The 14,124-nt window shown below is 68.2% G+C and carries 12 protein-coding genes; 9 read left to right on the top strand and 3 right to left on the bottom strand.

What is annotated here, in order from left to right; genetic code table 11:
• Positions 1–4: 4 nt before the first annotated feature.
• Positions 5–1,633, bottom strand: coding sequence for a dolichyl-phosphate-mannose--protein mannosyltransferase (locus FPP74_RS04270; RefSeq protein ID WP_370511788.1), 1,629 nt, complete (start codon positions 1,631–1,633; stop codon positions 5–7).
• Positions 1,634–1,667: 34 nt separating this feature from the next.
• On the opposite strand from FPP74_RS04270, the gene rsmI reads away from it, so the two are divergent.
• The 4 genes from rsmI to FPP74_RS04290 all read left to right on the top strand — a co-directional run bounded on the left by rsmI (position 1,668) and on the right by FPP74_RS04290 (position 7,270).
• Positions 1,668–2,534, top strand: a complete 867-nt coding sequence (rsmI, locus tag FPP74_RS04275; RefSeq protein WP_144717233.1) for a 16S rRNA (cytidine(1402)-2'-O)-methyltransferase — start codon at positions 1,668–1,670, stop codon at positions 2,532–2,534.
• Positions 2,535–2,676: 142 nt separating this feature from the next.
• Positions 2,677–4,497, top strand: a complete 1,821-nt coding sequence (locus FPP74_RS04280; protein WP_144717234.1) for a BCCT family transporter — start codon at positions 2,677–2,679, stop codon at positions 4,495–4,497.
• A gap of 117 nt (positions 4,498–4,614) precedes the next feature.
• Positions 4,615–6,468, top strand: coding sequence for a methionine--tRNA ligase (gene metG, locus FPP74_RS04285; protein WP_244213324.1), 1,854 nt, complete (start codon positions 4,615–4,617; stop codon positions 6,466–6,468).
• Between the two features lie 4 nt (positions 6,469–6,472).
• Entirely contained in the window at positions 6,473–7,270 is a 798-nt protein-coding gene (locus tag FPP74_RS04290; protein ID WP_144717235.1) for a PHB depolymerase family esterase, read from the top strand.
• Here FPP74_RS04290 and FPP74_RS04295 read toward each other — a convergent pair.
• On the bottom strand, positions 7,267–7,725 hold the full coding sequence (locus FPP74_RS04295) for a GyrI-like domain-containing protein (RefSeq protein WP_144717236.1): 459 nt from the start codon (positions 7,723–7,725) through the stop codon (positions 7,267–7,269). The genes FPP74_RS04290 and FPP74_RS04295 overlap by 4 nt on opposite strands.
• 22 nt (positions 7,726–7,747) lie before the next feature.
• On the bottom strand, positions 7,748–8,143 hold the full coding sequence (locus FPP74_RS04300) for a DUF3806 domain-containing protein (RefSeq protein WP_144717237.1): 396 nt from the start codon (positions 8,141–8,143) through the stop codon (positions 7,748–7,750).
• Positions 8,144–8,155: 12 nt separating this feature from the next.
• Here FPP74_RS04300 and FPP74_RS04305 point away from each other — a divergent pair, with 12 nt between their 5' ends.
• From FPP74_RS04305 to FPP74_RS04325, 5 genes are all read left to right on the top strand, one after another.
• Positions 8,156–8,992 (top strand): TatD family hydrolase, encoded by an 837-nt coding sequence (locus FPP74_RS04305; RefSeq protein ID WP_144717238.1) that lies wholly within the window; start codon positions 8,156–8,158, stop codon positions 8,990–8,992.
• Positions 8,993–9,156: 164 nt separating this feature from the next.
• A complete protein-coding gene (locus FPP74_RS04310; RefSeq protein WP_144717239.1) occupies positions 9,157–10,299 on the top strand; it encodes a resuscitation-promoting factor in 1,143 nt (380 codons plus the stop codon).
• A gap of 39 nt (positions 10,300–10,338) precedes the next feature.
• Complete coding sequence (gene rsmA / locus FPP74_RS04315) at positions 10,339–11,187, top strand: 16S rRNA (adenine(1518)-N(6)/adenine(1519)-N(6))-dimethyltransferase RsmA (protein ID WP_144717240.1); 849 nt, start codon at positions 10,339–10,341, stop codon at positions 11,185–11,187.
• On the top strand, positions 11,184–12,170 hold the full coding sequence (locus tag FPP74_RS04320; protein WP_144717241.1) for a 4-(cytidine 5'-diphospho)-2-C-methyl-D-erythritol kinase: 987 nt from the start codon (positions 11,184–11,186) through the stop codon (positions 12,168–12,170). The genes rsmA and FPP74_RS04320 overlap by 4 nt, the downstream gene beginning before the upstream one ends.
• 13 nt (positions 12,171–12,183) lie before the next feature.
• Positions 12,184–13,986, top strand: coding sequence for an ABC-F family ATP-binding cassette domain-containing protein (locus tag FPP74_RS04325; RefSeq protein ID WP_144717242.1), 1,803 nt, complete (start codon positions 12,184–12,186; stop codon positions 13,984–13,986).
• Positions 13,987–14,124 lie beyond the last annotated feature (138 nt).

The following is a 14,124-nucleotide window of genomic DNA, read 5'->3' on the forward strand; positions in this document are numbered from 1 at the left end:
CGCGCTATTTCCAGCTGGGCAGCCACATGAGCGAGTGGTAGTAGTCCTCCGGCACCATGAAGCCGTAGAGGATGGGGGACCAGTACACGAAGCTGGCTACGACAAGGGCCAGGTACACGATCACGGCGAGCTGCCCGGTGCGCAGGTCCGCGCCGGCGATCCGCCGCACGAGCCGGTTGCCGCTCGGCGCGCCTTTCTGCGCCAGGTTGCCCAGCGCGAGCGCGAGCAGGACCGCGGTGAACGGGACGAGCGGGGCGGCGTAGAAGAAGTACATCTGGCGGTCGAAGGCGGCCAGCCACGGGAGGAAGCCGGCCATGAACGCCACCATCGGGACGATGACGCGGAAGTCGCGGCGGGTGATCCACACCCATGCGCCCCACAGCAGGATCGGGATGGTCAGCCACCAGATCACCGGGGTGCCGAAGAGGAAGATCATTTCCCGGCAGGTGCCGCCGTCGCCGCAGGCCAGGTCGGTGTTGGAGTAGTAGAGGATGGGGCGCGAGGCCACGAGCCAGGACCAGGGCTTGGAGTCCCACGGGTGGGAGTGCCCGGAGGACGATGTCAGCGAGCTGTGGAACTCGAGGACGGAAAAGTGGTAGTACAGCCAGTCCGCGGCGGGGGAGGGGAGGTTGGTCAGCCAGGGCCAGTCGGAGTCGGCCACGGTGCCGTCGGCAACCGCGTGGCGGTATACGGACGTCTCGGAGGCGAACCAGGCGCGCCAGGACCAGATGTAGAGCAGCGCGGGGACGAGGACGATGGAGGCGAGGGCGGAGGGGACGTCGCGAAGCAGCGCGCCCGCCAGCGGCTTTTTCACCCCGTAGCGCTTGCGCAGCCAGAGGTCCCAGAACGCGGAGAGCAGGCCGTAGAACGCGATGTAGTACATGCCCGACCACTTCACAGCCATGGCCAGGCCGAGCAGGACACCGGTGGCGAAGCGCCACCAGCGGAAGCCCAGGCGGGGGCCGAGCGCGTCCGTGTCGTCCAGCTTCCCGGTCAGGTAGGCGTCGTGCCAGCGGCGGTGCACCTGCTGCATGTCGCCGGCGAGCGTCCACGCCGCCGCGACGACGAAGAAGACCACGAACACGTCGAGCATGCCGAATTTGGCGGTGACCAGCAGCACTCCGTCGAAAAGCGCGATGATGCCCGCGAACAAACCGATACTGGTGGACTGGCTTACGCGGCGCGCGATGAGGAAGACGAAGACGACGATGGCGGTGCCGACCAGCGCTGTCATGAGGCGCCAGCCGAGCGGGGTGTAGCCGAAGAGCTGCTCGCCCCACGCCAGCAGCTGCTTGCCCAGCGGCGGGTGCACGACGAGGCCGTACCCAGGGTTGGACTCGATGCCGCCGAGGACCGGGTTGATGTAGTCGCGCACCATGTCGAACGCTTGCGGGACGTAGTGCTTCTCATCAAACACCGGCGTGCCGCCCGACGTCGGCTGGGTCAACCCGATGAAGCGGGTCAGCAGTGCGAGCACGCCGATCACGGTCGCGGAGACGGTATCGCGCTTGGTCCACGGGACCGTGACGGGCGCGGACGGCTCGGGGCGCTTCGCGCGCCAGCGCTTCGGCGCAGGCGGCAGCGTAGGCGACGCGGGTGGGGCGGAAGCTGGCACTTGGGTACTCACGGACAAGGATCTTACTGGTTCGTGCGTATGCTTGGCGTTTATGGTTGCCTCCACAGATCTGCCCCAGGATTCGCTGCCACAGACCGGCATCGTGCTCGCGGCCACGCCGCTGGGCAACGTCGCGGACGCGAGCGAGCGGCTGCGCACACTGCTCGAGCGCGCGGACGTGATCGCGGCGGAGGATACCCGGCGGACTCGCGCGCTGGCCGCGGCGCTGGGGGTCGAGCCGCGCGGCAAGATCGTCTCCAACTTTGACCACAACGAGGACGCGCGCACCGAGGAACTGCTCCGGGACGCGCGGGCCGGGGTCGTCCTGGTGGTCACCGACGCAGGCATGCCGCTGGTCTCCGATCCTGGGCACTCCATCGTCGCCGCCGCGCACGACGCGGGCGTTCCCGTGACCTGCCTGCCAGGGCCGAGCGCGGTGACCACGGCGCTCGCCCTGTCCGGCCTGAGCGTGGGGCATTTTCTTTTCGACGGCTTCGCGCCCCGCAAGCCCGGCGCCCAGGAGACCTGGCTGCGCTCGCTGGTGGGGCAGGAGCGCGCCGTGTGCTTCTTCGAGTCCCCACACCGCATCGCCGCGACCCTGTCGCGCGCGGCCGAGATCTTGGGCGCCGACCGCCGCGCCGCGGTGTGCCGCGAGCTGACCAAGACATACGAGGAGGTCAAGCGCGGCACGCTGGAGGAGCTCGCCGCGTGGGCCGAGGAAGGCGTGCGCGGGGAGATCACCGTCGTCATTGAGGGCGGCACCAGGGCGGAGGAGAACCCCGAGGACCTGGTGGAACTCGTCCTCGAGCGGGTCGATGCGGGTGAGCGGATGAAGGACGCGTGCAAGGCGGTGGCCAAGGCGCACGGCGTGAAGACGGGCGACCTCTATAATGCGGCCCTTGCCGCGCGCGCGGACTAGACTGCGGACTAGACACAGAAGTACGCAGCGACAATGTCCCTTTACCAGATCCGAGTAAACATTGCGCTCGGTTCGTGCTGAGACTATTTATCAGATACCCTGCAAAGGTCATACGAGTTTTTCGATACTTGAGGAGTGATTGATGTCTCGGCGTGAGACTGGCTTGGATCCGCACGATCCGGGCGCAGAACCGCGGACTGCAGATCCGCAAATTGAGAACAACTCCACCGACCCCGCGCCGTCCGCGGCTGGTGAGCTCGTCTCGCTGCTGCAGGCCGATAGCGCCGGCGAACGTGGCAACTACCAGGACCCCGAAGAGCAGATCGAGCGCCAGGCCGATGCGGAAAACGCACCCGTGGACTGGGGCATTATCGCTCCGCTCGCCGTCATTATCGTCGCGATCGTGGGGTGGGGCCTGCTCGCCCCCGAGAGCTTCTCCAACTTCGCAGACGCGGCCTTCGGCTGGGTCATCAACAATCTGGGCTGGGCCTTTGTGCTCGGCGGCACTGCCTTCGTGGTCTTCGTGCTGGTCATCGCCTGCTCGAACTTCGGCACCATCCGCCTGGGCTCCGCCGACGAGCGGCCCGAGTTTAAGACGACATCCTGGATCGCCATGATGTTCGCCGCGGGCATGGGCATCGGCCTGATGTTCTACGGCGCCTCCGAGCCGCTGGCCATGTACCGCGACGGCGTGCCGGGCCACGAGCCGCACGAGGTGGGCACCGCGATGTCGCAGACCATGTTCCACTGGACCCTGCACCCGTGGGCGGTCTACGCCATCATGGGTCTCGCAATTGCGTACTCCACCTTCCGTCTCGGCCGCAAGCAGCTGCTGTCCAGCGCGTTCATCCCGCTGATCGGCCAGAAGGCCGCGGACGGCCCGCTGGGCAAGCTCATTGACGGCTTTGCCATCTTTGCCACCATCTTCGGTACCGCCTGCTCCCTGGGCCTGGGCGCGATGCAGATCAGCTCCGGCCTCGAGGCATCCGGCTTTGTCCACGACCCGTCGAACGGCCTCATCATCGGCATTGTCGCCGTGCTGACGCTCGCGTTCCTGCTCTCCGCCATGTCCGGCGTGTCCAAGGGCATCCAGTGGCTGTCTAACGCCAACATGGTGATCGCCGCGCTGCTGGCAATCTTCGTGTTCGTCTTCGGCCCGACCGTCGTACAGCTCAACCTGCTGCCGACGTCTGTCGGCACCTACCTGCAGAACTTCTTCGAGATGGCAGGCCGCACCGCCGAGAGTGCTGACGGCGAGGCTGGCGACTTCCTGTCCAGCTGGACCATCTTCTACTGGGCATGGTGGATCTCCTGGTCCCCGTTCGTGGGCACCTTCCTGGCTCGCATCTCCCGCGGCCGCACCATCCGCGAGTTCTGCCTGGGCGTCCTGCTCGTCCCGTCCGGCCTGTCCACCGTGTGGTTCGCCATCTTCGGCGGCACCGCCATCCACATGGAGCAGACCGGCGAGTCCATCTACGCAGACGGCTCCTCAGAGCAGCAGCTGTTCAACCTGCTGCACTCCCTGCCGGGTGGCGTGGTGATGGGCGTGTTCGCGCTGCTGCTGCTCGCCACCTTCTTCATCACCTCGGCGGACTCCGCCTCCACCGTCATGGCATCCATGACCCAGAACGGCAAGTCCGACGCGAAGCCGTGGATCGCCGCGATGTGGGGTCTGGCCACCGCAGCCGTCGGCCTCACCCTGCTGATCTCCGGTGGCTCGGACGCGCTGAACTCGCTGCAGTCCGTGACCATCGTCGCGGCAACCCCGTTCCTGCTTATCCTCATCGCGCTGATGTTCGCGATTGTGAAGGATCTGTCCAACGACACGATCTACCTGGATAAGAAGGAGCAGGAGCGCTTCTCCCGCCAGCTGGCCATCGAGCGCCGCATGCACCGCGATCAGCGCGAGCTGAACGCGCGCAAGGCACAGGTCAAGCGCGCCTTCACGGGCAAGCGCAAGTAGCGCTCGCTCGCTTCTCGACGCCACTGCGTCACCGTCCCCAGCACCCCACCAGCCGGGTGCTGGGGATTTTTCATGCCCTGATTCGACCGGGCACGCGCGTTGATTATGCTAAACACCATGACTTCACCTGAGACCCCTACGGCCCCTGAGAACGTTCTTGTGTGCGTGGCCTGGCCCTACGCCAATGGCCCGCGCCACATCGGCCACGTCGCCGGCTTCGGCGTGCCCTCCGACGTGTTTGCCCGCTACCAGCGAATGCGCGGCAAGAATGTGCTCATGGTCTCCGGTACTGATGAGCACGGCACCCCGCTCCTGGTCCAGGCGGACAAAGAGGGCGTGACTGTGAAGGAGCTGGCGGACCGCTACAACGAGCAAATCGTCCACGACCTTGCTGGTCTGGGCCTGTCCTACGACCTGTTCACCCGCACCACCACGCGCAACCACTACGCGGTGGTCCAGGAGCTGTTCAAGGGCCTCTACGCCAACGGCTACATGGTCAAGGAGACCACCAAGGGCGCGATCTCCCCGTCGACGGGTCGCACCTTGCCAGACCGTTACATCGAGGGAACCTGCCCGATCTGCGGCGCCGACGACGCCCGCGGCGACCAGTGCGACACCTGCGGCAACCAGCTCGACCCGGCGGACCTGATCAACCCGGTCTCCAAGATCAACGGGGAGACTCCGGAGTTTATCGAGACCGAGCATTTCATGCTGGACCTGCCTGCCATGCACGACGCGCTCGCGTCGTGGCTGGAGACCCGCCAGGACTGGCGCCCGAACGTGCTCAAGTTCTCGCTCAACCTGCTCGAGGACATGCGCCCGCGCGCGATGACGCGCGACATCGACTGGGGGATCCCGATCCCGGTGGAGGACTGGCAGGACAACCCGTCGAAGAAGCTCTACGTCTGGTTCGACGCGGTCATCGGCTACCTGTCTGCCTCCATCGAGTGGGCCGCGCGCACCGGCGACCCGGAGGCGTGGAAAACCTTCTGGCAGGACCCGGCCACCGAGGGCTACTACTTCATGGGCAAGGACAACATCACCTTCCACTCCCAGATTTGGCCCGCCGAGCTGCTCGGCTACGCCGGTAAGGGGGCGAAGGGCGGCGAGTCCCACGCGCTCGGCGAGCTCAACCTGCCCACTGAGGTCGTCTCCTCCGAGTTCCTCACCATGTCCGGCTCCAAGTTCTCGTCCTCCAAGGGCGTGGTCATCTACGTCAAGGACTTCCTCAAGGAGTTCGGCCCGGACCCGCTGCGCTACTTCATCGCGGTGGCCGGCCCCGAGAACAATGACACGGACTTCACCTGGGACGAGTTTGTCCGCCGCGTGAACAACGAGCTCGCGAACGGCTGGGGCAACCTGGTCAACCGCACCGTGTCCATGGCGCACAAGAACTTCGGTGCCGTGCCCACCCCGGGACACCTCGACGACGCGGACCGAGCCATCCTGGACCTGGCCGAGCAGACCTTCGCCACCGCCGGCGAGGACCTGTCCAAGGCGCACTTCAAGGCGGCGATTACGAAGGTCATGCACGTCGTCGGCGAGGCGAACGCCTACATCGCGGACCAGGAGCCGTGGAAGCTGGCAAAGGATGACACGCAGCGTGAGCGCCTGGCCACCGTCCTGTGGACCGCCCTGCAGGTGGTCTCGGACTGCAACGCAATGCTCACCCCGTTCCTGCCGCACACCGCGCAGAAGGTCCACGAGACCCTCGGCCGCTCCGGCGTGTGGGCCGCGGAGCCGCGCATCGAGGAGATCACCGACGACGCTGACTACGACCTCGTCGGCGTCGGTCTGCCGGAGAAGGGGCAGACGTACCTGACCATCACCGGCGATTACACCAGCCAGCAGGCGGTGTGGCAGCGCGTGGACATCGAGGCCGGCACTGAGCTTGCCAAGCCGAAGCCGCTGGTGGCCAAGCTGGATCCGGAGCTGGGGCAGACGGGCCCCGAGTGGGCGCCCGTCCAGTAGCAGGGTGACCGAGCAACGACCGCGGAAGCGCTCGCTGGAATTCGGCGGGCGCACGCGCACCTGGGTCGAGGTCCCCGGCGGGGACACCGGCACGCTGATCCTGTTTTTGCACGGCTCGCGCCAGTCGGGCAACGTCGCACGCAACTTCACGGACCGCACCTTCGAGTCGCTCGGACACACCATCATCTACCCGGACGGGGTGGGCCGTCACTTCAACGACCTGCGCCGCGGCTTCCGCGAGTCGGCCCGCACGCTCGGCGTCGACGACGTCGGCTTCCTCACCGCGCTCCTCGCGCGTTACCCCCACGAGCGCGTCATCGGCTGCGGATTCTCCAACGGGGGCCAGATGCTCATCCGCATGCTTATCGACGCCCCCGCCACCCTCCACGCAGCCGCCCTCTTCGGGGCATCCATGCCCACCGAGGAGAACACGCTTCCCCCGCGTGACCCATCGCACGCCTGGAACCCGACCCCGATCCTGTGCGTGCAGGGGACCGCCGACCCGCTCGTCCCGTACGAGGGAGGCATGGCCGGTATCGGCGGCAACAACCGCGGCGTGACCCGCTCGGCGGTCGATTCCGCCGCGTACTTCGCGGCGCGCAACGGCGCCTCGTTTCGGGGGCGGACGCAGCTGAGCGAGCACGTCCACCTCGATACCTGGGACGGGGATGCCCCGGTGCACCTGGCCACCATCGAGGGCTTCGGCCACATGGTGCCGTGTGCAAAGGACCTTGACCCGCGCCTGGGGCCGGGGACGCGCGAGGTGACGGGGGCGGGGCTCGTCGACAAGCTGCTTTGCTAGCGCAGGTGCAGGTAGAGGTCCGTCACGGTATCGGACATGAGCTCCTCGAAGCTGCCCGCGCCGAGCGGCTCGCCGGCGGCCTCGGCCTCGGCGGCGAACTCGCGCCACGCCCCAGAGAGTTCAGTGCGCGGGCCGGTGTGGCGGTGGACAAGCGCCGTCGTCGCATCGAAGTGCGCCAGCTCGACGCGGTCATCGCCAGTATCCCCAGCGAACGGCTCCACCAGTGGCAGATCCTGCTCGTCCACCACAAAGCCGACGCCGACGTCGAAGGTGCCGTGAGGTTCGGACAAGATGTAGGCGCGCGCGGCCCCTGGCTCGGCGCCGGTGGAGATGAGGAACTCGCGCAGGTTGGGCAGAGCCTGGCCGGTCAGCGCGGCCATCTCGGTGGGGCTGACGGTGTCGCGCACGAGGATTGCGGTGTGCGCGGGGACGGTGACGCGATCAAAGGAAGCCATGGGCTTGAACCTAGCAAAGTGCTCACAGGAACTGCTGCACGAAGGCGGTGAGCTTGCCGGGCTCGGCGTCCTCGAAGCGGGCGTCCACGATCACCATGGGGGCGGCGTACTTCGGTGCGGCGGTCTCGATGTCGCGGGCGACGACGAGGTCGGTGCCGTAGTCGTCGAAAAGCAATTGCCACGCAAAGCCGTGGTCGCGCACGAGCGCGGCCCCAAGCGCTGCGCCGAAGATTCGGGCGGTTTCGCCGCGCGGGTAGCCGCGGCGCACGTCCTCGGGGAGCCGGTGATAATACCCGAGCGTGTGCTCGAAGCTCTTCACCACCGCGTCGACGTCGCCGTTGATGCCACGGCCGGCGGCCTCGGCCAGGTCGCGGTCGAGCTGGGTGCGGGTCTGCGGGTCCAAATCTTGGAATGCCATAGGCTCTACTGTATGAGCAAAAAGAAGCCACGCCCCACACCAGTGCCCGCAGAACGCGTCGCCAAGCTTATCGACGCCCACACCCACCTCGCCTCCGCCGGCGCCCGCACCCGCGACGAGGTCGATGCGATGGTGGCCCGCGCCGTGGACGCGGGCGTCGAGCGGATGTGCACCGTCGGCGACGGGCTGGACGAGGCCGAGCTCGCGCTGGCCGCGGCCCACGCGAACGAGCGCGTGTTCGCTGCCTGCGCGATCCACCCGACCCGCGCGCACGAGCTCGACGCGCCCACGAGAGACCGCCTGCGCGAAATGGTCCAGGACGAGCGCTGCGTGGCGGTGGGGGAGACCGGCATCGATACCTACTGGCTCAAGCACGACGCGGACGGCACCGCCCCGCTGGACGTGCAGGAGGAGGCGCTGCGTTTCCACATCGACCTGGCGGTGGAGAGCGGGAAGGCGCTCATGATTCATAACCGCGAGGGCGACGCCGAGCTCATGCGCATTTTGGCGGACGCGCCAGCCCCGCGCGAGGTGATGCTGCACTGCTTCTCCTCGCCGGTGGAGGTGGCGCGCGAGGCGATCGAGCGAGGCTACGTGCTGAGCTTCGCGGGAAACGTGACGTTCAAGCGCAACGACGGCATGCGGGAGGCGGCGGCGCTCGCGCCGGCCGGCCAGCTGCTCATTGAGACGGATGCTCCCTACATGACACCGGAGCCGTTCCGGGGCGCGCGCAACGAGCCGTCGCTGATCGGGCACACGGCAAAGGTGGTCGCCGAGGCGCGGGGAATGGCGGTCGAGGCGCTCGCCGAGGAGGTCTCGGCAACGTTTGATCGCGTGTTCAACGTGTGACAAAAGTGGTGCCTGAGGAGGGAGAAGCGCCGAGTGGCGGCACGTTTGCGATAGGGCTGTGGAGTGCGACACGCGCGGAGGTCACAATCTTGTAAACCCCGCGCCGTTACCGTATTGTTACCGCAGTAGTACACGGTCGTATCACAGAAGGAACCATCCCCGCTATGTCCCGCACCACCTCCCGCACCCCCGCTGCACGGCGCGTTGTGGCCAGCACTGTGGCTGGCGCCGCGATCGTCGGCAGCGCCACCGCTGCCGTCGCCGCGCAGAAGGACATCACCGTCGACGTGAACGGTGAGGCCACCAACGTCTCCACCTTCTCCGGCGACGTGAACAAGGCCCTCGAGGCCGCCGGCGTGCAGGTGAGCGACAAGGACGTGGTCTACCCGGCGCCGGGCGAGAAGCTGGCCAACGGCGACACCGTCACTGTGCGCACCGCCAAGCCGGTCGCCGTGGTGGTTGACGGCGTGGCGCAGGAGCTGACCTCCACCGCCGCCACCGTGGGCGATCTTATGGACGAGGCGGGCCTGGCGGCCAACGCCGCGACCGACGTGGACCGCGACCAGCCTGTGACCGAGGGGCTGAACGTGGATGTGACCACCCCGAAGATCGTGGCCATCAATGACGGCGGCAACGTCACCTACACCTCCGCCGCCGCGAAGACCGTCGGCGACCTGCTCGCCGAGCGCGGCGTGACCTTCGACTCCAACGACCGCCTCAACGTCGCCCTGGATGCGCCGGTGACCCCGAACATGCAGATCACGCTGGACCGCGTCGAGCTGCTCAAGGACCGCGAGATCATGGACGTGAAGGCCCCGGCCGAGTACGTCGACGACCCGGAGCTCGAGGAGGGCACCGAGGAGGTCCGCAAGGAAGAGGTCCTGGGCGAGAAGCAGGTCGTGCGCCACACCGTCGTGGTCAACGGCGTGCCGGAGGAGACCTTCATCGCGTCCGCGCACGAGACCAAGGAAGCGCGCCCGGCCGTGATCCACCGCGGCACCAAGAAGGCCGCCAAGTCCGAGCAGGGTAACACCGGCGCCGCCGCCCCGTCCGTCGCGGGTGGCTCCGTGTGGGACACCATCGCGCAGTGCGAGTCCGGCGGAAACTGGGCCATCGACACCGGCAACGGTTTCCAGGGCGGCCTGCAGTTCACCCCGGGCACCTGGGCCGGCTTCGGCGGCACCGCCTACGCCCCGAGCGCCAACCAGGCGACCCGCGAGCAGCAGATCGCCGTGGCCGAGAAGGTCCAGGCGGCGCAGGGCTGGGGCGCATGGCCCGCCTGCACCGCCAAGCTGGGCATTGGCTAGTCGCTCCGCGCCCCACCCGGCTGGGTAAGCTGGATCCCCATGAGCCAATCCCACCTGCTGGGCCCCGTCGAGATCCGCGAGCTCGCCACCGAGCTGGACGTCACCCCGACGAAGAAGCTCGGCCAAAACTTCGTGCACGACCCGAACACGGTGCGCCGCATCGTCGCCGCCGCGGAGCTGACCCCGGACGACGTCGTCGTGGAGGTCGGCCCCGGGCTCGGATCGCTCACCCTCGGCCTGGTGGACACCGCCGCCCACGTCACCGCGTTGGAGATTGATCCGCGGTTGGCAGGCCGGCTGCAGCAGACCGTCGAGAAGCGTGCCCCCGACCACGCCGCGAAGCTGACGGTGACCAACATCGACGCGCTCGCGGTGACCCGCGCCGACCTGGACGTCGCGCCGACCGCGCTGGTGGCAAACCTGCCCTACAACGTTTCCGTGCCGGTCCTGCTGCACCTGCTGGAAGAGTTCCCCACCATCCGCCGCGTGCTGGTGATGGTGCAAAAAGAGGTCGCTGATCGCCTCGCGGCCGAGCCGGGCTCGAAGATCTACGGCGTGCCGAGCGTCAAGGCCGCGTTCTACGGCGACGTTTCGCTCGCCGGCACCATTGGTAAGCACGTCTTCTGGCCCGCGCCGAACATCTCCTCGGGCCTCGTGCGCATCGACGTCACCGCTGATGCCGCGCGCCGCGCCGTGCGCCCCAAGGTCTTCCCGCTTATCGACGCCGCGTTTTCCCAACGCCGCAAAACCCTGCGCTCGACCCTCGCCCAGGTCTACGGCACCCCCGCGGCCGCCGAGGAGGCGCTCACGGCGGCCGGGATCGACCCCGGACTGCGCGGCGAAAAGCTGGGGGTCGAGGACTTCATCCGGCTCGGGGAGGCGCGATGAGCAACGGTGCGCAACGCTTCTCCGCATCCGCCCCCGGCAAGGTCAACCTGCATCTGGGCGTTGGCGAGGCCCGCTCGGACGGCTACCACGACCTGGTCAGCGTCTTCCAGGCGGTGGATCGCCGCGAGACGGTGACGCTGGTCGTGCAGGACGCGCCCCCGGTGTCCACCGGCAGCGTGGTCACCGGTATGACCACCACGTTCGGGGTGCGGCGCCCGGAGGAACACATCGACGCCCCCTTCAACCTGGCCTGGCGCGCCGTGGACGCGGTGGTGGACGAGTACCGCCGCAGCGGCGCGGAGATAGTCACCGCGCTGCCGCCGGTGCACATCGAGGTGGACAAGCAGGTCTTCGTCGCCGGCGGGATGGCCGGCGGCTCCGCCGACGCGGCGGCCGCGCTCGTGGCGGCGGACGCCTACCTCGCCGAATTTGCCGGCAGCGAGCTCGGCCGAGACACGCTTCACCGGCTCGCCGCAGAACTGGGCGCGGACGTCCCATTCTCGCTCATGGGCGGCACCGCGCTCGGCACCGGTCGCGGCGACGAGCTCGTGGAGATGCTCACCCGCGGCAGCACTCACTGGGTGTTCCTCAACCCCAAGGTGGGTATCCCGACTGGGCAGGCGTTCGGCCTGCTCGATGACTTGCGGCACAATGACCCCGCACTCGTCCCGCGCCTGGGCACCGCCACGGTAGCGCGGGCCCTGACGCGGGGCGACGCCCACGAGCTCGGCCGCGCGATGCACAACGACCTCGAGGCGGCCGCCACGACCATGCGCCCGATCCTCGTGGAGATCCTCGCCTTTGCCGGAGCGCTGCCCGGCGTCGCGCGCTCGATGGTGTCGGGCTCCGGGCCGACGATCGCGCTGCTGTGCCGCGACGCCGCCGCGGCCGAGCAGGTGCTGGGACAGGTGCGCGAGCGCTACCCGGACTACGAGTCCTTCGGCGCCACGGGACCTGCGCCGGGGGCACAGGCGGCACAGTAAACTCAGGTTCGTTATGGCGAATCTGATCAATCTGGAAAACGTGTCCAAGACGTGGGGGCTGAAGACCCTGCTGGACGGGGTCTCGCTCGGCGTGCAGACCGGCGACCGCATCGGCATCGTCGGCGTCAACGGCGGCGGTAAGACCACGCTGCTCGAGGTGCTCACCGGCATCGAGCCGCCGGACGCGGGCCGCGTGTCGCACAATTCGGACCTGCGCATGGCGGTGGTGACGCAGCGCTTCGACCTGGACGAGCAGCTCACCGTAGGCCAGGCGGTGGTGGAGCCGCTGGGGTTGCAGACGTTCGAGTGGGCGTCGAATAGCAAGGTGCGCGAGGTCCTCCAGGGCACCGGCGTCGCGGAGCTCGGCCTGGACACCCAGGTGGGCAACCTCTCGGGCGGCGAGCGTCGCCGCGTGAACATCGCCGCCGCTCTCGTGCAGGACCTGGACCTGATCGTGCTCGACGAGCCGACTAACCACCTGGACGTGGAGGGGGTGCAGTGGTTGGCCAAGCACCTGCTCTCGCGCAAGCTCGCCGTGGTGGTGGTCACCCACGACCGCTGGTTCCTCGACACCGTAGCCACCCTGACCTGGGAGGTCCACGACGGCACGGTCGACGTGTACGAGGGCGGCTACAACGACTGGACGTTCGCCCGCGCCGAGCGCGCCCGCCAGGCCGACGCGATTGAGCAGCGCCGGCAAAACCTGGCGCGCAAGGAGCTCGCGTGGCTGCGCCGCGGCGCCCCGGCCCGCACCTCCAAGCCCCGCTACCGCATCGAGGCCGCCGAGGCGCTCATCGCGGACGTGCCCGCCCCGCGCGACTCGATCGAGCTCATGGCCTTTTCCAAGCAGCGCCAGGGCAAGGTGGTCATCGAGCTGGAGGACGCGCGCATCGACGCCCCCGACGGCCGGACCCTCGTGGACCACCTCACCTGGCGCCTCGCCCCGGGCGAGCGGATCGGCCTCGTCGGCGTCAACGGCTCCGGCAAGACCACGCTGCTGCGCACCCTCGCCGGCGAGCACGCGCTTCACGACGGCAAACGCGTCGAAGGCCAGACCACCCGCATCGGGTGGCTGCGCCAGGAGCTCGACGACCTGGATCCCTCCCGCACCGTCATCGACGCGGTGGAGGACGTGGCCAACTACGTCCACGTGGGCAACAAGGAGATCTCCGCCTCCCAGCTCGCCGAGCGGCTCGGGTTCTCGCCGAAGCGGCAGCGCACCCCGGTGCGCGACCTCTCGGGCGGCGAGCGGCGGCGCCTGCAGCTGACCCGCGTGCTCATGAGCGAGCCGAACGTGCTGCTCCTGGACGAGCCAACCAACGACTTGGACATCGACACCCTCCAGGAGCTGGAAAATCTGCTCGACTCCTGGCCGGGCACGCTCGTGGTGATCTCGCACGACCGCTACCTCATCGAGCGCATCGCGGACGTCACCTACGCCCTGTTCGGCGACGGGAAGCTGACCAACCTGCCGGGCGGGATCCAGCAGTACCTGGACCGGCGCGTGGCCACGTCCACGTCGTCGGGTCCCCTGGATTTGGGGGAGAAGGAGCACGGGGGCGTCGAGAAGCAACAGGCCCTGAGCTCGCAGGAGGCACGCGAGCTGCAGAAGAAGATGAAGGCGCTGGACCGCAAGATCGCGAAGGCGGACGAGCAGATCGCCGCCGTGGAGGGCGAGATTGCTGCGATGTCCGCGCAGGACGCGCCCGACTTCGAGGCGATCGGGGCGAAGACGAGGCAGGTCGGCGAGCTGAAAGACCAGCGCGACGAGCTGGAGATGGAGTGGCTGGAGCTGGGTGAGCAGCTCGAGGGGTAGGGCGCAGTGGCGCGTAGGTCACATGATCGCCTAACATTACGTGGGTCACTTTCCCGCGTATAACGAAATGGGGGTCACCGCAATGGCCACTCAAGAGCAACAGACCAGAGAAGCCGCGCAAGGCTCCGGCAAGGGGAT

Source organism: Corynebacterium sp. NML180780, assembly GCF_007786415.1.
Classification (GTDB): domain Bacteria; phylum Actinomycetota; class Actinomycetes; order Mycobacteriales; family Mycobacteriaceae; genus Corynebacterium; species Corynebacterium gottingense.